Genomic DNA, 21,145 nt, shown 5'->3' on the forward strand with positions numbered 1-21,145 from the left:
TTTGCAGAGATGGTAAAACAGAAAACACAGGGACGATTCTGGCGTCTAATTCGGGATTGGGTATAGTTTGCTAATAGGGTCATTGTCCGGATGTTGATGGTGATTTATGTCCTTATAGTGATGATTGAACTTGGGGATTTAAGCTCTTTACCATCCTTTATGGCGCTTTTTGAGAAGAGGTGTATTCCAATGCTTATATGGAAGTCTCCCCGCATTTGTCGTAATCAACTTATGTATAGGCTTATAAAAATTCTTATGTATAAAAAAGTCAGCCCTCCAATAAGGCTGACTTTCTATGTACTTTATAAATGAAACTCCATTCCTTCTTCTGCAATTTTAAAACCTCTATTTTTCAGTGCCGTTCGCTCTGCGCTTCCTGAATTTAATATTGGATTTGTATGATTAAAGTGAAGGAAGTAGACTTCGCATTTGTTCCTATCCACAACTTTCTGTAACAAATCCATTGAATCTGTTATATACGGGTGGGGAATATCTTTGAAATTTCGCCCTAATTGCTTTAACTCTTCCTCTGAGTAAAAAGTGGCATCTATGAAGCAATAATCTACTTTGGATGCGATATCTACAAGATTACAATCCCATTCTTCCCATTTATCTATATCGGGTATATATAGGATTTTTTTATTAAGCCCACTAATCACAAAGCCAAATGTTTCTGAGTACTCATTTCTATGAGGCACTTCTAATGGTGTAATTGTTAAATTACTTTCCAGTTTTATAGGGTGGTCTGCAATTAAATCCTTAATGTTTATATTATTCAAATCAACTAATTGCTTCCATGGAAAGTGTTTTGTCAGCATGTTTTTCATTTTGTTGCCAGCGAATATATCCAATTCATTAGTTGCCATTGCTTCCTTGCCCAGGAACATTAAGCCAGTGTAGTGTCCGATGTGAGCATGGGAAAGTATGATACCATCGAGTTTGAATGCTTGATGGTCTTTATTTATCAAAAGCAATTGGTCTTTAAAGTCAGGCGTGGCGTCAAGCATATACCATTTTTTCAAATCAGGCAAAAGGATCCCAAGAGAGGAAGCGAACCTTTTTTTTGAAGGATTGTTAATTGCCTCTGTACAATTATTACAAAAACAATTAGCCTGTGGAATTCCACCATCTTGGGCGGTACCCAGGATTTTTACTGTAATAATGCTTTTGTCCAATTTATTCACTTCCCATTTAAACCGATTGCTCTATTGGTTTAACATTTGGTTCCGCTGTAACCGAACTTAGGTCATAGTTCTTTTTAGAGATGGAGATACCTGTATAACCATAGATGATGTTAATAATAATTACTAAGTATGCAAAGAAAACAAATGGGATAAAAGCAGCAGGACTAACTCCTAAAATATTTCCGGCAAAGACAGCTGGAACACTCCATGGAACCAGGTTTATCCCCACTGTCCCTGCAGCTTCTACAGATCTCGATAAGTTTTTAGTATCAAGTCCACGTTCTTTATATACATTTGTAAATGCACGGGCAGGAAGAATGATTGCAAGGAATTGTGCGCCGCTTGCAAAGCCAACTACCAAGGTAGAAAGAATAGTTGAGAGTATTAGAGATCCAGTACTGCGGGTCTTGGTTAACATCGATTTTATAATCCTTTTAAAAATCCCAGTTTCCTCTAAAATTCCCCCTAAAGCAGTTGCGGCTATCACAAGTCCAATAGTACTTAGCATTGAGGTAATGCCGCCTCTCGTTAGTAAAGAGTCTATTGCCTGTATCCCGGTGGCAGATTTGTAGCCGCTAGTCATAGCATTAATCATTTCAGAAATTGAGTTTCCCTGCACAACTACTGCAATTAAACCGCCTAACAGACTAACAATAACAAGTGAAGGGATAGCAGGGTACCTTTTAATCATTAAAAATATCGTAAAGATAGGAATCAATAATAATAGAGGGTGAATAGTGAATGCATTTTGCAATCCTGCCATGATGTTTTGAATTTCCTCTGAAGCGGCTGCACCTGTAGCAGCTCTGAATCCCAAAAAGAAGAAGAGCAATATAGTTAAAATAAAGGCCGGTATCGTGTCCCAAAGCATATGACGGATATGAGCGAATAAATTTGTATCTACCATTGCTGGAGCGACATTTGTGGTGTCAGACAGGGGAGAGAGTTTATCGCCAAAATATGCTCCTGAGATGATTGCTCCAGCTATAATAGCAGGGGAAAAATCCATACCTTGACCAACTGCCATGAAAGCTAGCCCAATCGTTGCAATCGCAGTAAATGAACTTCCTAATGTTATTGCGATTATTCCAGTAGTAAGGACAACAGTCGGCAAAAAGAGTTTCGGATTAATGATTAGTAAACCGTAATGAATGAGTGTAGGAATGACTCCGCTTAAAATCCAAGTTCCAACAATGGTTCCTATAATAAAAAGAATAAATACCGCAGGTAAAGCCTTTGATACACCATTTACCAGTGAACCCTGTAACTCTTCCCATTTAAAGCCAATAACAAGGCCCACAATCGCAGTTGCGAGAATTCCTGTAATTAAAGGAATAAACATTCCCGCTTTCCAGAAGAATAGAGTTGCTGCAGCTGCAGACACCAATGCTAATAACGGGAAAATTGATAACAAAATACCAGGTTCTTTTTTCAAATTATATATCCCCCTTTGAATATGAATACGTTTACAAAATTTCCAAATTATATATAATTATTTAAAAATTAACATAATTCAAAATTTTATTCAAGACATATTCTAGGGATAAGGTGAAGAAGCATGGGGACGTACCCTATGCTTCTTTTACATGGAGAAAATACTGTTAATAACTAAACATCCAATTGTCTCGCATAAAAAAATGACTATCCAAAAAGATAGTCATTTAAATAGATTTAATGAACGAGAACTTTAGGGTTCGGGCCATACTTGTTGTCGTTTGCTTGACTATCTAAACATGTGAAGATAAATAAGATAGTGCCGCCAATGAGAGGAATTAAATTAATCAAAACAAACCAGCCGCTGTATCCGATATCGTGTAATCTACGAACTGTGACAGAAAGGGATGGAATGAACATAAAGAAATAATAGATAAGTATGATTACAAACAAAAAAACTGATTCCATAGCAGATCCTACAAGGTAGAGTATACCCAAAATAAGAAGGTTAAAAAAATTAAACAACCAGTATTCTTTACGCCTTGCTCTACCTTGAAAATTGACGTAATTCTTTATTGCCTCTAAATACCACCGCATGTGCATGACCTCTCTTTGAAATAATATTATTTTTTTGGAAGCATGGGGACGTACCCTGTGCTTCTTTTTATGTTCGGAATAAAGGGAGACAGGTACCCATCTCCATGTCCTCTTTGTAATTCAAAAATGGTTTCTGAGCGTTTTATTTTCCAAACTACTCTGAACTTATTATCGGTAGGTTCATTCTTCTTTTTAAGACCTAACAAGACTGGAAAAGTCAGTATTTTTGTTTATCTTCAAAAATCCAAAGACCACCAACCTCAAAGTAACAGATCTCATATGATTTCATCGCTCGATGGCAATGTTGATATTAGCTTTATTAAAAACGAAGCAAGCAATGCATAAATAAATTCAATATATTCCCATCCTCAACTGATGCTCATCCACATCCTATCCTTTACGGTCGTATGTCCCTGTACTATTTGGCACAGGAGGCCTGTCAACAGGTCGGTTTGCAAACATGGAACAATGATAAAGGATCACGACCAGCATCGCCAATACCTTTATCCAATCCAAATCGAATGCCTATTTAAATGACTATTATTTTCCATAAATTCCTCCCTTTGGTTTAAATATACATCTTCTTCAGATTAATTCCACTATTTTTTTATAAGTCAGGTTTGTAAAAAATAATGATGAAATCATGTTCAAACTGAAAACGTTTTTTGATCTCACATTGTGGAAGTCATAGAGATGGTTTGAGCATACAAAATTCAACTGATGGCAAGAGAACTGTCCCCTCAATATTGTTTAATTTTAGTGTCAATAAGGAAACGTTTTTTATGTAGAGAATACTCTATAGTGGATGTGCCAGGAATATGAAAATTGACGAATTAATGAACTGCATTGTAGGAATTCTGGCCATCAGGTAGTATTAAGTTGTTATTTTTACTTCGAATTTAGAAAGGTGGGCCGTGAAGATTTGTGTAAGTGAAAGCGCCTGGACTAACCTGGCAGTGGTTAGTTGACGAGGAAGAGGTTTATCGAACTTTCGGCGGATGCCTCTCGGTTGGTTCGCACAGCCGAAATTTCTTCTTTAAAACAGGGGGGCAACCCTTTGGACAAAGAGAAGGATTTGCGAAAAATTACTGGGGCAGAAAAGCCCTTAAAAGCATTTCTGCTCCTTCAATGGAGGATACTGACATGTGCGGAATCGTAGGATATATCGGAAATAAAGATACGAAGGAAATTTTATTGAAGGGCCTTGAAAAGCTTGAATATCGTGGATATGACTCTGCGGGCATAGCTGTCATGAATGACGAGGGTGTTCATGTTTTTAAGGAAAAGGGCCGGATCGCTGATTTAAGAGCGATAGTAGATGTGGATATTGCCGCTTCCATGGGGATTGGGCATACACGCTGGGCGACACATGGTGTGCCGAGTAAAGTGAATTCACATCCTCATCAAAGCGCTGAAGGCCGTTTTACACTCGTTCATAATGGGGTTATTGAGAATTACGATTTGTTGAAGCGTGAGTATTTGAGTGATGTCCCTTTTGCCAGTGAAACGGATACCGAAGTGATTGTGCAGTTGATGGAACGTTTTGTTTCGGAAGGACAGGAGGTTTTAACAGCCTTCCAGAAAACGCTTGATCTGCTGAAAGGCTCCTATGCGCTTGCATTGATCGATAACGAGAATAATGAAACAATCTATGTCGCAAAGAATAAAAGCCCATTGCTTATAGGGTTAGGTGAAGGCTTCAATGTTGTAGCCAGCGATGCGATGGCGATGATCCAAGTCACGAACAGATATGTGGAGATCATGGATAAAGAAGTGGTCATCGTAAAAGCTGATCAAGTGCTGATCCAGGACCGGAATGGAGAAAGCATTGAACGTGAACCTTATCTTGCGGAAATCGATGCGACGGATATCGAAAAAGGTACCTATCCGCATTACATGTTAAAGGAAATTGATGAACAGCCTCTCGTGATGAGGAAGATTATCCAGACCTATCAAAATGAAGAGGGCCGATTGACGATTGAACCGAACATTGTAAATGCAGTGAACGATTCGGATCGTATATATATTATTGCTGCGGGGACATCGTATCATGCCGGATTGGTAGGAAAGCAATTCATTGAGACGATTGCAAAAAAGCCGGTTGAAGTCCATATTGCCAGCGAATTTGTCTATAATATGCCTTTGCTGTCTGCGAAGCCGTTGTTCATCTTTATTTCTCAAAGCGGGGAAACCGCAGACAGTCGTGCTGTCCTTGTAAAAGTGAAAGAATTGGGTTATCCTGCTTTGACGATAACCAATGTTGCTGGATCTACACTATCACGCGAAGCGGATTTTACCTTGCTCTTGCATGCAGGACCTGAAATCGCGGTAGCTTCTTCAAAAGCTTATACAGCACAGCTTGCTGTATTGGCCATATTAGCCGAAGTGTCCGCTCAAAGCCGTAATATTCCTGTCGAGTTTGAGCTATTAAGAGAGTTTGGGATCATCGCCAATGCTATGGAAGTCCTTTGTGATTCCAAGGAAATTTTTGAACAAATCGCCAGGGAGTTCTTGTCTGTGACGCCTAATTGCTTCTTCATTGGCCGAGGTGTTGATTATTTTGTCGGAATGGAAGGGGCCCTGAAGCTAAAGGAAATTTCTTATATCCAGGCTGAAGGCTTTGCCGGTGGCGAATTAAAACACGGAACCATTGCCTTGATTGAAGAGGGCACTCCGATCATCGCCCTGGCAACACAGGAGAGTGTGAATTTAAGCATCCGCGGGAATGTCAAAGAAGTGGCAGCGCGAGGAGCAAACCCTTGCATCATTTCCATGAAGGGGTTAAATATGGATGAAGACAGCTTTGTCATTCCAAAAGTACATGAGGTGCTGACTCCGCTTATTTCAGTGATTCCATTGCAATTGATTGCTTACTACGCAGCGCTTCACAGAGGATGCGATGTTGACAAACCGCGCAATCTTGCCAAATCGGTGACAGTTGAATAATGATTATAAAGGACCAAAAAACCAACTCTCAGGATTGGGCTTTTTGGTCCCTTTTTAATTTTGTCAACATTCCTTTTGCCAAAATGCAGTTTTCATTAAATTGAAACAGCTTTGTAAACGCTTTAATATGAAACTAGAAAGTTAATTCTTCTAATTGGAGGGGAAACCTAGATGAACGAATCTGTTAACAATAAACAAGATGTAAAAGTAAGGATACAAAAATTCGGAAGTTATTTAAGCGGTATGGTTATGCCAAATATCGGCGCCTTTATTGCGTGGGGGTTGATTACGGCATTATTCATCCCAACTGGATGGCTTCCGAATGAGGACCTGGCAAAGCTGGTTGGCCCAATGATCACATTCTTGCTGCCACTATTGATTGGTTTTACTGGCGGTAAGATGATTTACGATGTCCGAGGTGGGGTAGTCGGTGCGACTGCAACAATGGGTGTCATCGTAGGTACTGATATTCCAATGTTCCTTGGCGCAATGATCATGGGACCTATTGGCGGATGGGTAATCAAGAAGTTTGACCAGGCCATCCATGGAAAAGTAAAATCTGGTTTTGAAATGCTCGTCAATAACTTCTCAGCTGGTATTATTGGCGGTCTCTTGACTTTAATAGCATATAAGGGAATCGGTCCTGTTGTAGTAGCAATAAGCAATGTGCTTGCAAGTGGCGTTGAAGCCATTATCAATGCAAAAATGCTGCCATTGGCTAACATCTTTATCGAACCGGCAAAAGTATTATTCCTGAACAACGCAATCAATCACGGTATTTTAAGTCCATTGGCAATCGATCAAGCATCAGACGCTGGAAAATCAATTCTTTTCTTGCTTGAAACAAACCCAGGTCCTGGTTTGGGTATCCTGCTTGCTTTCTGGTTATTTGGAAAGGGAACAGCAAAGCAAACGGCACCTGGTGCGGTAATCATCCACTTCCTTGGCGGTATCCATGAAATTTACTTCCCGTACATCCTGATGAAGCCTATGCTGATCCTTGCAGCAATCGCAGGCGGCGTGAGCGGAGTGTTCACATTCAACCTGCTTGATGCCGGTCTTGTAGCAGCTCCATCACCAGGAAGTATCTTCGCGCTACTTGCGATGACACCAAAAGGCGGTTATTTCGCAACTCTTGCTGGTGTAATTGTAGCAGCAGCCGTTTCATTCGCGGTTGCATCACTGATCTTGAAAACAAGCAAGGCGACAGATGAAGATTTGACTACAGCTGCAGCTAAAATGGAAGAAATGAAAGGCAAGAAGAGCTCTGTTTCTTCTGCATTAACTAGTCAGCCTGCTGAAGTGAAAGCTGTTGATGTCAACAAGATCGTGTTTGCTTGTGATGCAGGGATGGGTTCAAGTGCGATGGGTGCTGGTATCCTAAGAAATAAAGTCCAAAAAGCAGGACTGGACCAAACAGTCATCAATACTGCGATCAATAATCTTCCAGAGGACGCAGACGTTGTTATTACACATAAAGATTTAACAGATCGTGCGAAAGCAAAGCTTCCAAATGCTACTCACATCTCGGTCGACAACTTCTTGAACAGTCCTAAGTATGATGAATTAATCAACTCACTGAAGAAGTAAGTTAAGAGCCCAGCCAGTTTTGGCTGGGCTTTACTTATTAAATCTTGGCAACAACTTAATTGACTAATTCTCATTTATCATTTGTTGTATAAGGGTATTTATCATTTTAAAATAGAATTGTCAGTATGAAATATCAATTTTGTCAACAACCTAAGAGAAGTTGGATTTCATCAGACGGGGGGTGACCTTTATGTATATTTCAGCGAGAGAAAGGCAGCTTTTAGAAATCTTGCTGACTGAAAAAGAAGAAATGACAGTGAAAGATCTCGCAGACAAGATTGGTGTAAGTGGAAGAACCGTTCATCGGGATTTGAAGAATATTGAAGATATCCTGATGGAATATGAGCTTACCCTGCTGAAAAAATCAGGGGTCGGCGTCCAAATCTCTGGTAGTCCGGAGAAAATACGTCAATTGGAGCTTTTCCTGTTTAATCTTTTTCACACAGAATACACTCCTGACGAACGACAGACGATCATCCTGTGTGAATTGCTGGAAACAAAAGGCCCAGTAAAGCTGCTCGGACTGGCAAATGATTTAAATGTCACGATTGCCACTGTCAGTGCAGATTTATCAAAATTAGAAGACAAGCTGGAATCCTTTGGTTTAAGCCTGATCAGAAAAAGAGGGTATGGAGTCGAGCTTGAGGGGGATGAAGCTGCCAAAAGGCGGGCTATGAGAAATCTGATTTCGGCCTATCTGGATGAATCCGAAATCCTTTCCCTTGCAAGAGAGAATATCCAAAAGCGGTCAACCCAGCAAACCAATACCATCTCAGAAAGGCTCTTGGGACTGGTAGAGAGGCAGAAGCTGCTGATTGTTGAAAAAGTAGTAGATTCCATCATACAGGAGCTGCCTTTTGCAATGGCCGACAGCGCTTATATCGGATTGGTTGTCCATCTTGCCCTCGCAATCGAAAGAATCCAAAAAGGCGAAGGAATTGCGATTAATAAAGCCTATATGGAGGATCAACAATCTTCGAAAGAATATAAATTCGCTGAAAAGATCGTTGCTCAATTGGAGCAGGTTTTTCAGATCGAAATTCCTGAGGCTGAGGTGGCATATATCACCATGCACCTGAAGGGCGCGAAACTGAGGCATGACAATGAGTATTTAATGGAAGAATCAAGTCTGCAGGTTGCGTTAAAAGCAAAGCATCTGATAGATCAAGTTGAAAAAGTGGTTGGCACAGACCTGTCGGCGAATCGCTCATTATTTGAAGGACTGGTCATGCATTTGAAGCCAGCGATGTATCGGGTCAAGCAGGGAATGGGAATCAGCAACCCTTTAACGGGTAAGGTTAAAAAAGATTACCCTGAACTGTTCTCAATTGTTAAACAGGCAGCGGAACAGGTATTCCCTGAATATCATGTACCAGATGAGGAGGTTGGCTATCTTGTCATGCATTTCGGCTCAGCAGTCCTGGGGCGAAGAGAGCTGGCGGACTTTAAAACACTGGTCATCTGTTCGAGCGGGATCGGTACTTCCAAAATGCTTGTCACCAGATTGCAAAAAGAGTTTCCGGAGCTGAAGAATGTCCAGAATGTCTCTGTCATGGAATTCAAAAAGTTGAAGGAATCTGATTACCAGCTTGTCATTTCAACGATTCCAATCCCTGATTACAAGGACTACATCATAGTCAGTCCAATGCTGAACAAAGATGAAATTGAAAAGATCCGTTCATTTATCAATAAATATAAAATCATAAACAGTTCCGATCGCAGTCTTCCTTTTTCGAGCCAAGAATCATTGAGGACGAAAAATGCGAAAAATTTCATAGAGGAAATGCAAACTGTTCAAAAATATAGTGAAACGATAGCTAAGCTTCTTATGGGTTTTGAACTGGTTAAAATAAGGGAACGGAAAACTACCGATGAAATCTTATATCAGGCTGTACAAGAGCTATCTCGAAAACAGACAGTAGAGAATATCGATCTTGTGGCAGATGCGTTAAAAAGAAGGGAACAATTAGGGGGCTTGGGTGTTCCAGGTACGGCCATGGCACTTTTCCATGCCCGTTCCCCGGGCGTCATTCAGTCGAGCTTCACCATTTATTCTCTGGAAAACCCCATCATCACTGCAGGAATGGATGGTTCCCCAATGGAAGTCAAGTTCCTGCTCTTGATGCTTTCTCCTGAGGAGCCTGATGAAAAAACGCTTGAGGTACTGAGCCATTTAAGTTCATTGCTGATTGAAAGTGAAGAAAGTACGGCTATTTTCGAATCAAATGATGAAAATCAAATTGCATCCTATCTATCAACCAGATTCGAGCAATTTTTTACCGAAAAAATAGAACATCTAAGGAGTGTATGAATATGTCATCAATCTTAACGAAAGAAAACATCTTATTAAATAAGTCGTTAAACACAAAAGAAGAAGCAATCAAGCTGACTGGCAGTGTCCTGGTTGATAGAGGGTATGTTGAACCTAACTATATTGAAAAAATGATGGAAAGAGAAGAACTTACCTCAACTTATATGGGGAATTTCGTAGCGATTCCGCATGGCACGGAGGATTCAAAGCAATTTGTAAAAGAATCCGGCATTTCATTTATACAGGTGCCTGAAGGGGTCGATTTTGGAGGAGGAAATATTGTTAAGCTTCTAATTGGCATTGCCGGCAAAAACGATGAGCACCTAAGCATCTTATCCAATATTGCGATCGTTTGCTCTGAAGAAGAAAATATCGAAAAGCTTATTTCGGCAAAATCACCTGAAGAAATTATAGAGATTTTTGAAGGAGTAAACTAATATGCTGGCAGTACACTTTGGAGCTGGGAATATCGGGCGCGGTTTTATTGGGAATTTATTATATCACTCAGGCTATGAAACGGTTTTTGTAGACGTTAATGCTGAAATCGTTAATTTGCTTAATGAAAAGAATGAATATAAAGTGGTTCTCGCAGAGCCTGGCCAGCAAGAAGATGTCATTAAGAATGTCAGAGCCATAAACAGCGCGGAGAATCCGGAGAAAGTAGTCCAGGCAATTGCAGAAGCCGATCTTGTGACTACTGCAATCGGGCCGAATATTATTCCTTTTATCGCGGGATTGGTGGCAGAAGGCCTGCGCAAAAGAGCTGCACAGTCTGACAAGCCGCTGAACATCATCGCATGTGAGAATATGATTGGCGGAAGCTCCCTTTTAAAAGAGAAGGTTTATGAAAAGTTAACAGAAGCAGAAATTGCTCAGTTTGAAGGCCAGTTTGGATTCCCGGATTCAGCTGTAGACCGGATTGTACCGAACCAGACGAATGAAGATAAATTGATGGTGAAGGTAGAACCATTTTATGAATGGGTAGTAGAAGAAACAAAGATTGTTGGCGAAAAGCCGGAGATTCAGGGAATCACCTATGTTAAGGATTTGGTCCCTTATATTGAACGTAAATTGTTCACAGTTAATACGGGTCACGCACTGGCAGCCTATTTTGGTTACTATTACGGAGAAGAATTCATCAACAAGGCAATGGAAAATCCCCAAATTCGTGAGCTAGTTGAAGGTGCATTGAACGAAAGCGGCGAGTTTCTAGTTAAGAAGTACGGGTTCAATGCTGGAGATCATGCTAAATATATTCAAAAGATTCTTCAGCGCTTCTCTAATTCGCATATCGTCGATGAAGTGACACGGGTCGGCCGTTCCCCAATCAGGAAGCTCGGTCCAAATGACCGCCTTGTAAGCCCAGCAAGACAGTATTCCGAAGTAGTAGGAAAAGAACCTGTCAACCTCCTGAAAGGTGTTGCTGCAGCACTGCTATACGACTTCCAGGGTGATGAGGAAGCCATTAAGGTCCAGACAACAATCGAGGAAAATGGTGTAGAAAAAGCAATCGAAACATTCACAGGAATTACTGCAGAATCACCACTTTTCAACACGATTATCGAACAGTATAAACAATTGAAGTAAACACATGGAAGCATGGGGACGTACCCTATGCTTCTTTTTAATTTATACGAATAGGCAAGGGACGGTATTGCCCTTTTGGTGACTTGATTAGTGAAACTGGCGATACTGAGTATAAGTTCGCATGTCATGAATGATACTTACACTCGATCCTTTTGTATTTAACAGTACTCCATCTCATAAAGCTCCTCAAAATAACGTTCTTGAAACTTCCTATTCAAAATCCCGGTATAATAGGCAAACAGATTCTTTACATTGATCTTTGATTTCATCTTACGAACAAGCTGTTTGAAGGAGTCAAGAGACACAGATAACAGCAGTTCTGCTTCTTGTTCATAATTGTTGCGGTAGGCGGTGATCCGGCTCATCCGCCAGAACTCTTCAATCGCATTCGCGGCTGGGAAGAAGTGTTTTACCAGATTGACGAAAACAACTGGAATTCGGTCGCTTACGAAAAGATGGTCTTCTGGTGCATTTTCGGCAGCAGGATTTTCCGCCTGGTTTTCTGACCTTTTTTCATAAGCAGCCTTATCTTCACGTTTATTATTCTTTTTTATGTTAGTTTCAGAAAGAATGATAGTTTTATTTTGGTGGCTCAATTGACCGCCATCTGGTAGTCCGTTCATCGGGAAACGATTGAATACATATAGATTGCTAGACTGAGAGCCGTTTTTGCGCGCTGTTTCGTAGACGGTGAAAATGCCGATCTTGCTCGCCTTCAGGATCATCCTTTTAAAAGTGGAACGGGAAATCCCCATCTCCCCATACTCCTCATAAATAGCCTTCAGCACTGTGCCGATCTTGGCATTGGCCACCCCAGGCACCTTTGCAGCAAAACGAGCCATCCTCTTCAGACCGATCAGCTCACCCTTGCTGAAAAAACGCTTCTTATCCGCCATCCACATTTCAAAATGATTGTTAAACTCCTTCAGTGAACCAAACTGTGAATACCCCGAAAAATTCTCAATAGCCGCCGATTTAATTGACATGCTAATGCACCACCCTTTCACAGTCTATATATGGATGAAAGGGTGAAAAGGACAGGGTGGGGAGGGGGAAATTGTGGCGGATTTGTGAAAAGTGGGAGGGGGGCATTAGGACTTGATTCTTTAATGGTGCGAGCCAAAGAAGACAGTTCAGAAGATGAGTAGACTCAGGTTTGGAATAAAAAGCCCCCGTTCCGTAGACTATATCTTTTTTGTCTACCGCACGGGGTACAGTTTATTTTTACATAATAGTTGTTAAGTTTCGTTGAGTAATTAAGTTACCCAGAATAAAAAGTTGCTATACCTAGAGCGATTAGTGCAAATAGAACCCCTATAGACGTATAAAGTGCTATTTTTAAATTTTTATTCATTAGTATTCCCGTCTTTCTGTTAGTTATTTAACATTCTTTTTTTAGCCACCGCTTTTACTGTTGGATGACCCAAAATTACCATTCTTCTCAAAAGTTATAAGTATATCCTTACATAGCCAATTCCTAAATCCTTTACCGCTTATGCCTCACCATTTTTTATTCTATTCTTTGATAGACTCTCTCTCTATATTACTATAATATGGAAATTGAGAAAATAAAAAAATAAAGGTGAAGCAAAATGAAAAAAATAAACCCGGTCATTTTACTTGTGGTGATTGTCTTGGGAGTTTATGTCGGTTTAAAGATAAACAATGATCCAACATTAAATACAACAAAAGAAAAAACCAATACTCAACTAAATACTGCTGTAGAAACTACTGTTGATACAAAAGTTTCTGCTGAGAATAAGGTTGAAGAGGCTTCTAACAATCGAACCTTAGAGCCAAATTATCAAATTATCCATTCTATTGACAAAAGGTATGATGGTGGAACATCTTATTATGTCTTAATTGATCCAGTAAAATTAAATAATACAGGTTTTATGGATGATGTGAAAAACATAATAAATAAATTTGTTAAGGATTATGGAAGAAAAATCTCTATTGAAATTTTTGATGATAGGGAAGTACTAGAATTAGAGTATAAACTATTCGGTGACCTTTCGTTAGATAGACCCTTAACCGAAAACGAATATCAGCAGAAAGCTATTCATTATATTGCTGGTTTTTCTGGTGAACTTGAGACTGGCCTTTATTTGAATTCGTTATACTTTTTTCCTTCAGCGGATTCTGGTACTCCGGAGGTTGGGAACTATGTTAAGACAATGGAATTTAATCCAAAGTAATTACGTGTGTAATTGGAGAAGCCTAGGGACATACCCTTTGATTCTATTTTTATCAATAAATTTGCTGAATATTGTTTGGTTTAATACAAAAAGGAGAGTACACGATGGACTCTCCTTTTTGAGTGTATATTAAAGGCCTGCGGTGTTTGGTTAAAGAAAGATTAATATAAATATACTACCCTGGATTAATGAAGGTTCCATTCATTAAATGCATACTTTATTTTCTTATTCTCTTGCAATATGACAAAGGAACATTCCGTGCTTTTCAGGTTATATGGCTTCTAAACCCGCTCAATCTTCACCGCACATGCCTTAAACTCAGCGGTCCCAGCAAGGGGGTCAGTGGCTGAATTCGTTAACACATTCGTACTTGCCTGGTCGGGGAAGTGAAAGGACATGAAGACTAAGCCCTTTGGCTGTTTTTTACTGATGTTGACTTTGGTAACGAGACTTCCTCTTCTTGAGCTTACTTTTACTTGATCCCCGTCTTGCAATCCATATTTCGCTGCATCCTCGGCGTGAATCTCCAATGCTTCTTCGGCGTTTTTTACTTTTTTATAATCTCTTGTTTGCACACCTGTATTATAAAATTGCAGTCTGCGCCCGGTCGTCAGCATCAAAGGAAACTCTTCATCCGGCTCCTCGGCAGGAGGCTGGTAGTGGGTTGGCATGAATGTTGCCTTCATTCCTATATCTTCTGACCAGAGACGGCTGTGGAGAAAGGTGGTCCCGGGATGACTCTCATCAGGACAAGGCCATTGAAGGCCGCCTTCTTTCTCAATCCGTTCATATGTTACACCGGCAAAATTAGGAGCAAGCTTGCGGATTTCCTCCCAAATTTCTTCCGCTGATTGATAATCCCATTCTGCTCCCATTTTGTTGGCGATATCCTGGATAATGTCTTGATCATGTCGGGATACACCAGGTCCTTTTAGAGCCGGCCGAACGCGTTGAATCCGGCGTTCAGAGTTTACCAGTGTCCCGTCATTTTCAGCCCAGCCTGTTGCTGGGAGGACCACATCCGCAAGCATCGCCGTTTTTGTCATTAAAATGTCTTGGACAACGAGGAAATCAAGGTCTTTAAAAATCTTTTCAACCTGATTTCCATTGGCATCTGATTGAACCGGATTTTCGCCAATTACATAGACTGCCTTTATTTCTTGTTTCTCCATTGCCTCGAGCATTAAAGTTTGATGCTTTCCCATCTTTTCAGGAACTGGAGTTCCCCATACTTGTTCATGCAGTTTTCTCCCTTTGGGGTCGTCGTAATTCCAGCCGCCGACAAGTCTGTTCGGCAGGGCACCCATATCTCCGCCGCCCTGGACATTATTTTGTCCCCGCAACGGATTTAGTCCAGACCCATACTTCCCAATATGACCGGTTAGTAGTGCTAAATTGATTAAAGCAAAGACATTTTCGGTTCCGTTATGATGTTCTGTAATCCCTAATGTCCAGCAGATCGTTGCTTTATCGGCACTTGCATAAAGCCTGGCGATTTCCCGGATATCGTTCGCCGGAATGCCGGTGACTTGCTCCGCAAATTCCGGGGTGTATTTCTTGACTTCTTCCTTATACTTCTCAAACTGTTCTGTTGCTTTTTGAATAAACTCTTTATGAACCAAGTCCTCTTCGATGATGACATGCCCCATCGCATTCGCCAAAACAATATCGGTTCCGACCCGAACCGGCAGCCACTTGTAGGCCAGTTTCGTCTGGTCAATTTGACGGGGGTCAATGACGACCATTTTTGTCCCATTTTTTATCCCCCGACGCATATGGTTAAAAATAATTGGGTGGCATTCCTGGGTATTGCTTCCCCATACAAGAATCACGTCGGTATCCTCAAGTTCATCATAAGACCCCGTGGCAGCGCCCGTACCAAATACAGTCACCAGACCGGTGACACTTGGAGCGTGTCAGGTTCGGTTGCAGCTGTCGATATTATTGGTGCCGATGACCGTCCTCATAAATTTGCCAACGAGATAATTTAACTCATTCGTTGATCTGGAAGAGCTAAAACAGCCAAAGGCATCTGGACCATGTTTTTCTTTAATATCCGAAAATTTATCCGCAATCACGGTCAATGCTTCTTCCCAGCTGGCTGGTGTCAACTCTCCATTTTTTCTGATGAGCGGCTGTGTTAACCGCCGGTCGCTATGGATATATCCCCATCCCAGAGCGCCTTTCACACAGGTTTCCCCATGGCTCGATGGGTTTTCCTTGTAACCTTTTACTTTACTAATCTTGTCATCTTCTACTTCGACGACAAGACCGCATCCTGTACCGCAAAAACCGCATATCGTTTCTACTTGATTTGGTTGAGCTTGCATGCCGATTTCATACCTCCTTAAATTTCTATTTCTTCGACGATTCGATCTGGCCTTGTATAAACATTCAATGCATTATTGCGGATAAAGCCAACCGCAGTCATTCCCAGTTCTTCTGCAAGTTCAAGTGCCAGTTCTGTCGGTGCTGATTTCGACAAGACCACCTCACAGCCGATTTTTGCGACCTTAGTGATGATTTCAGAAGATATCCGGCCGCTAAACACGATGACTTTATCTTTTAATGAAATTTGATGACGCAGACAGTAGCCGTATATTTTGTCCAGGGCGTTATGGCGTCCTATATCGAGACGGGACAGCAATACACCGTCTTTCGTACACAGTGCCGCATTGTGGACCCCGCCTGTTTGTTTAAAAACAGCGGAACTTTTTTGCATCTCTTCCATTAATATAAAACAATCTTTGTAGGTTAATAGGACATTCACCTGTTTGAAATGGTGGGACAATCTCGCATCATTAAAGAAGACAAATCCCTGTCTGCTTTTTCCGCAGCAAGAGGTGATATACCGTTTCGAGTGAAACTTTTCAAAAAAAGGATTGGTATAGTTTGTTTTTACATGGATAAAACCTTCTTTTTCCTGTATCCATAAATCCTCAATGTCGGCAAATTTTCTGATGACGCCTTCTGAAGCCAAAAATCCGATGACCATATCCTCAATGTATTCCGGTGTACAGACTAAAGTAGCAAACTCTTTTTCATTCAACTTAATTGTAAACGGCTCTTCGGTCGCAATATCGTCCTCTGCTTTTTCAATGTTTCCATTCTCATAACGGGTAATGGTTCGTTTCGTTCTCGTCTTCTTCACGATATTTTGTTCCTCCAGTCCGCAAACAAAATATCTAGGCTGTTATTTCCGATTCACTTTGTTTTCGAAGCTTAGCCATGTCCACCCGGATTAACAGGGAAATAATGAAGGCGACGACAAATAATCCGCCAAACACCGATAAACTGCCTGCATACGATCCGGTTGTATCTTTTATATAGGCTGCAAACATTGGTCCCACCAGACCTGCTGCTGCCCATGCCGTCAGGATGTAACCATGGATGGCACCGAGCTGTTTTGTGCCAAATAAATCGCCAATATAGGCAGGAATAGAGGCAAACCCTCCACCGTAGCATGTATAAATGATGGCAAGCATCACCTGGAAAAGAAGGGCATTGGAAGTTTGCGGAAGCATGAAAAACAATCCGATTTGCAGGATGAAGAAAGTCGTATACGTATTCGGACGGCCAATATAATCGGAAACTGATGCCCAGCCAATCCGGCCAAAACCATTAAAGAGTCCGATTGCCCCAACAAGTGCTGCAGCGGCCGCTGTCCCAATTCCAATCGACTCCATCGCGAGTGGTTTGGCCACCGCCAAAATCGCAATTCCGCATGTGACATTGATGAACAGCATCAGCCATAAATACCAGAAACGGGTTGTTTTTACGGCTTCGTTCGCTGTCAGCTGTGAAAGGTCCATTCTCGGCTTCGCAGCACCCGACTCTACTTTTTGCTTAAAGCCCTCCGGCATCCATCCTTCGGGCGGCTTTTCCAAATATAAAGAAGATGCCGCCATTAAAACAAAGTAAGCGCTTCCAAGAATGAAAAACGTGTTTGCGACTCCTACACTTTCAATCAAACTGTTCATGATTGGGCTGGAAACAGCTGCAGCAAAGCCAAATCCCATAATCGCAAGACCTGTGGCCAGCCCACGTCGGTCAGGGAACCATTTTACGAGCGTAGAGACCGGTGCAATATAACCAACACCAAGACCAATCCCTCCTAAAACCCCGTAAAATAGATAAAGGAGAATTTTAGAACCTAACAAGACGGCAAGACCAGAACCGGCAATTCCAATACCAAAAAAGGTCGCCGCAAGCAATCCAGCCTTTCTGGGGCCGTGCTTTTCCACAAAATGACCTAAAAACGCAGCAGAAAGACCCAAAAACAAAATCGCGATACTAAAGGTAAGAGCCACTTCAGAATCGGACCAGCCAAACAAATTTTTTAACGGGTTCGTAAAGTTACTCCAAGCATAAACAGAACCAATAGAAATATGAATTCCAACAGCGGCAGCAGCAATCAACCAACGATTCTTCTTCGTTTCAGCCATTAAGACTATTTCCTCCTTGTTAAACGTTTTTACAAGCATTGCTATAATGTATGATAACAAATGTTTTAAAATTCTGACAATAAAAAATTTAGGACAGGGAGGGAAGCAGAAGGAAGCATGGGGACGTACCCCATGCTTCTGTTGTATGTACCATCCTCTATCTATCAGTATTTCAGGGGAATAATAACATCAGAAAGACGAGAAGGACTTCATGAAAAAAGCACACGTTGCTGGAAATGAACTGGGGTATTGGACTATTTTTTAAAAGGAAGGGAAGGAGATTTTCTATTCCTACCATAATTATATCTATAGACATACTGTATTCCAGAAACTAGTCAGGCATCACGATTATTCCAACAGAAGCTATTTATTTTAGGGGGAGGTATTATGGAAAAAAACAAGCAGGTTTTCATACGGCCGTTAAATGAGCAGGATATTGAAGCAAGCCTTGATATGCAGCGTAGGAACAGAGAGTTTTTCGAAAAATATAGCATGACGCGAAGTGACGACTTTTACACTAAGCAAGCTCAGGCTAAACGGATCAGGCAGCAGAAAGAAGACCGGAGCAACGATGCGGGTTACAGCTTCGGCATATTTAAGAAAAAAGGAGATGAATTAATTGGTGCGATCAGTCTTTTCCAAATCTTAAGGGATGACCTTCAAAGTGCGTTTATCGGGTATTTTCTAGATAAAGATCATAATGGCAAAGGCTATGCGACTGAAGCAGTTGAGCTGATCGTAGACTTTGCTTTCTGTGAACTGAAGCTCCACCGAATCGAAGCAGGTGTCATGCCCCATAATCTTGCCTCAATTCGGGTATTAGAGAAGGCAGGATTCCATAAAGAAGGAATCGCCAGAAAGAACGTAAAAATCAATGGAAAATGGGAGGACCACCAGGTATTGGCGATTATTAATTCAGGTGATTTGGACTAGTTTCACAGAAGCAAGGGCAGAAGCATGGGGACGTACCCTTTGCTTCTTTTTGTTTGTTCGTTACAAAGACTCTGACACAACTACCTGAAAATTTTTAACTCGTTAAAAATAACTAAGTTATTTCCGAATAATTCCAAACATTTAAGGTTGCTAATCTACCATCCACAAAGTATTATCATCATAATACTACTAACATTTTTAAATAGGACGGGTGCGAATTTGATCAATTATTTGGTGCTGTTTCTGTTTTATTATCCACTTGTCATGGGGATTGTTTGGATTACGGGAAGTTTAATTTATTATGTAAAAAAAGAGAAGCAGAATCGCTTCTTTGAACACAGTACGGAGGATTTACCTTTTGTTTCCTTGCTGATTCCGGCATACAATGAGGAACAGACAATTGAGGAAACGGTTAAGTATGCATCAAGCCTCAACTATCCCAACTATGAAGTGATCGTCATTAATGATGGCAGCAAGGACCAGACACTTACAATACTAAAATCTTTGCTTGACCAGTACCCGAATTTGCGGCTCGTCAATGTCGTGAACAATAAGGGCAAGGCGAATGCGCTGAAACAGGGAGTGCTGGCCTCGAAAGGTGAACTTATCGCGACGATCGACAGTGATGCGATTCTGGATAAGGACGCGCTCAACCATATCGTCCCGCACTTCATCACTCCGAATAATGGAGAGAGAGTTGGCGCGGTTACCGGCAACCCGAGGATCCGCAATCGGACAAGCCTGCTCGCGAGAATCCAACTGGTTGAATACGCAAGTATTATTGGTTTAATAAAAAGGACGCAAAGAGTGCTCGGCAAAGTCATGACGGTTTCTGGTGTGTTTGTTGTTTTTCGGAAAAAGGCCCTTCTGGACGCGGGCATGTGGGATACCGACCTGATTACGGACGATATCGGGATTACCTGGAAGCTGCAAAGACGATTCTGGGACGTTCGGTACGAACCTAAGGCGCTTTGCTGGATGCTTGTCCCGGAAACGTTGAAGGGAATCTGGAAGCAGCGCCTGAGATGGACCCAGGGTGGAATTGAAGTCATCCTGCGCCACATGGATATTTTTATGGATTGGCGCCAGCGGAGATTGTACCCGGTCTATATCGAACAGGTACTGAGCGTCCTTTGGTCGATCACCTGGTTTGTGTCGCTGCTCATTATGCTGTACAAATATATTTTCGATCAGGAATTCATCATGCCAACATTATGGATCGGCAACTATCTATCGATTATATGTCTGCTGCAATTCCTGGTTGCGCTCTACATTGAAAGGAAGTATGAAAAAGGAATCCTTAAATACATGCTATGGGGAATCTGGTATCCCATCCTTTACTGGCATATCAACGCCCTGCTCGTCATAAGGGCAGTGCCGAGAGGGTTAAAAATACTCAGGAAAAATAAAGACCAATTTGCCACATGGGAGAGTCCGGACCGCGGACTACATATATAAGGGAGAAAATATGATTATTAACAGTAAGCAGTCAAAACCGCGAAAAATCATAGACATCCTGCTGACCTTTTTCGGATGGTTGTTTCTCGCGCTATTCCTATATAATCTCATCACTTATTTCGAAGGGGACCTGGACTTCACATTCATTGAACTGAATTTAGCCAACGCGAATTCAATCCTGCTCATCACCGTTCTTGTGGTAATCGTAAGCGCCGCCTTCCTTAGCTGGTGGAGTTCATACAACAAGCGCAAATACGGACCGCTCAAAAGAAGAACCTTCCCGCCACAGACAAGCCAAAAAGAACTCGCCGAGTACTTCGAACTAACAGAAGAAGAAATAAGACAGATACAAAGCAATCAATATATTGAGAGAAACTGAGAAGCATGGGGACGTACTCTTTGCTTCTTTTTTGTGTTTGAAGCTGCTGTTATGGCAGTTAGGATCAAAATTTTTAAAAAACT

General features: G+C 41.3%; 16 protein-coding genes. 9 read left to right on the plus strand and 7 right to left on the minus strand.

Annotated elements, in window-relative coordinates; all coding sequences use genetic code 11:
* Window positions 1-302: 302 nt before the first annotated feature.
* The 3 genes from DYI25_RS14695 to DYI25_RS14705 all read right to left on the minus strand — a co-directional run bounded on the left by DYI25_RS14695 (window position 303) and on the right by DYI25_RS14705 (window position 3,221).
* Window positions 303-1,175 carry an MBL fold metallo-hydrolase gene (locus tag DYI25_RS14695; protein ID WP_213370183.1) on the minus strand — a complete coding sequence of 291 codons (873 nt, stop codon included), beginning with the start codon at window positions 1,173-1,175 and terminating at the stop codon, window positions 303-305.
* 16 nt (window positions 1,176-1,191) lie between these two features.
* Complete coding sequence (nhaC, locus tag DYI25_RS14700) at window positions 1,192-2,619, minus strand: Na+/H+ antiporter NhaC (protein WP_213370185.1); 1,428 nt, start codon at window positions 2,617-2,619, stop codon at window positions 1,192-1,194.
* 236 nt (window positions 2,620-2,855) lie between these two features.
* The gene (locus DYI25_RS14705) at window positions 2,856-3,221 is read right to left on the minus strand and encodes a DUF805 domain-containing protein (protein WP_342032528.1); all 366 of its coding nucleotides are present in this window, start codon (window positions 3,219-3,221) and stop codon (window positions 2,856-2,858) included.
* 1,137 nt (window positions 3,222-4,358) lie between these two features.
* Between DYI25_RS14705 and glmS the strand changes: the two genes are divergently transcribed.
* The 5 genes from glmS (at window position 4,359) to DYI25_RS14730 (ending at window position 11,649) form a co-directional block, all read left to right on the plus strand.
* Window positions 4,359-6,161, plus strand: a complete 1,803-nt coding sequence (glmS, locus tag DYI25_RS14710) for a glutamine--fructose-6-phosphate transaminase (isomerizing) (protein ID WP_213370189.1) — start codon at window positions 4,359-4,361, stop codon at window positions 6,159-6,161.
* Between the two features lie 171 nt (window positions 6,162-6,332).
* Window positions 6,333-7,751, plus strand: a complete 1,419-nt coding sequence (locus DYI25_RS14715) for a PTS mannitol transporter subunit IICB (protein WP_213370192.1) — start codon at window positions 6,333-6,335, stop codon at window positions 7,749-7,751.
* 190 nt (window positions 7,752-7,941) lie between these two features.
* A complete protein-coding gene (locus DYI25_RS14720) occupies window positions 7,942-10,062 on the plus strand; it encodes a BglG family transcription antiterminator (RefSeq protein ID WP_213370194.1) in 2,121 nt (706 codons plus the stop codon).
* Between the two features lie 2 nt (window positions 10,063-10,064).
* Window positions 10,065-10,499 carry a PTS sugar transporter subunit IIA gene (locus DYI25_RS14725; RefSeq protein WP_425374521.1) on the plus strand — a complete coding sequence of 145 codons (435 nt, stop codon included), beginning with the start codon at window positions 10,065-10,067 and terminating at the stop codon, window positions 10,497-10,499.
* 1 nt (window position 10,500) lies between these two features.
* A complete protein-coding gene (locus tag DYI25_RS14730; RefSeq protein ID WP_213370199.1) occupies window positions 10,501-11,649 on the plus strand; it encodes a mannitol-1-phosphate 5-dehydrogenase in 1,149 nt (382 codons plus the stop codon).
* Window positions 11,650-11,807: 158 nt separating this feature from the next.
* Here the strand turns inward: DYI25_RS14730 and DYI25_RS14735 are convergent, their stop codons facing one another.
* Window positions 11,808-12,635: a hypothetical protein gene (locus DYI25_RS14735; RefSeq protein ID WP_213370201.1), complete on the minus strand. Its 828-nt coding sequence runs from the start codon at window positions 12,633-12,635 to the stop codon at window positions 11,808-11,810.
* Between the two features lie 606 nt (window positions 12,636-13,241).
* Here DYI25_RS14735 and DYI25_RS14740 point away from each other — a divergent pair.
* Window positions 13,242-13,847: a hypothetical protein gene (locus DYI25_RS14740; RefSeq protein ID WP_213370203.1), complete on the plus strand. Its 606-nt coding sequence runs from the start codon at window positions 13,242-13,244 to the stop codon at window positions 13,845-13,847.
* 281 nt (window positions 13,848-14,128) lie between these two features.
* Here DYI25_RS14740 and fdhF read toward each other — a convergent pair whose 3' ends face one another.
* From fdhF to DYI25_RS14760, 3 genes are read right to left on the minus strand one after another with little or no spacing between them, the layout of a single operon-like run.
* Window positions 14,129-16,177: a formate dehydrogenase subunit alpha gene (gene fdhF / locus DYI25_RS14745; protein WP_249745462.1), complete on the minus strand. Its 2,049-nt coding sequence runs from the start codon at window positions 16,175-16,177 to the stop codon at window positions 14,129-14,131.
* A 17-nt stretch (window positions 16,178-16,194) separates the two neighbouring features.
* Window positions 16,195-16,998 (minus strand): formate dehydrogenase accessory sulfurtransferase FdhD, encoded by an 804-nt coding sequence (gene fdhD, locus DYI25_RS14755; RefSeq protein WP_213370209.1) that lies wholly within the window; start codon window positions 16,996-16,998, stop codon window positions 16,195-16,197.
* A gap of 34 nt (window positions 16,999-17,032) precedes the next feature.
* Entirely contained in the window at window positions 17,033-18,292 is a 1,260-nt protein-coding gene (locus DYI25_RS14760; RefSeq protein ID WP_213370211.1) for an L-lactate MFS transporter, read from the minus strand.
* 387 nt (window positions 18,293-18,679) lie between these two features.
* Between DYI25_RS14760 and DYI25_RS14765 the strand changes: the two genes are divergently transcribed.
* The 3 genes from DYI25_RS14765 (at window position 18,680) to pgaD (ending at window position 21,062) form a co-directional block, all read left to right on the plus strand.
* Entirely contained in the window at window positions 18,680-19,225 is a 546-nt protein-coding gene (locus tag DYI25_RS14765; RefSeq protein ID WP_213370213.1) for a GNAT family N-acetyltransferase, read from the plus strand.
* Between the two features lie 219 nt (window positions 19,226-19,444).
* A complete protein-coding gene (pgaC, locus tag DYI25_RS14770) occupies window positions 19,445-20,683 on the plus strand; it encodes a poly-beta-1,6-N-acetyl-D-glucosamine synthase (protein ID WP_249745463.1) in 1,239 nt (412 codons plus the stop codon).
* A gap of 10 nt (window positions 20,684-20,693) precedes the next feature.
* Window positions 20,694-21,062, plus strand: coding sequence for a poly-beta-1,6-N-acetyl-D-glucosamine biosynthesis protein PgaD (pgaD, locus tag DYI25_RS14775; protein WP_213370216.1), 369 nt, complete (start codon window positions 20,694-20,696; stop codon window positions 21,060-21,062).
* Window positions 21,063-21,145 lie beyond the last annotated feature (83 nt).

Source organism: Mesobacillus boroniphilus, assembly GCF_018424685.1.
Classification (GTDB): domain Bacteria; phylum Bacillota; class Bacilli; order Bacillales; family Cytobacillaceae; genus Mesobacillus; species Mesobacillus boroniphilus_A.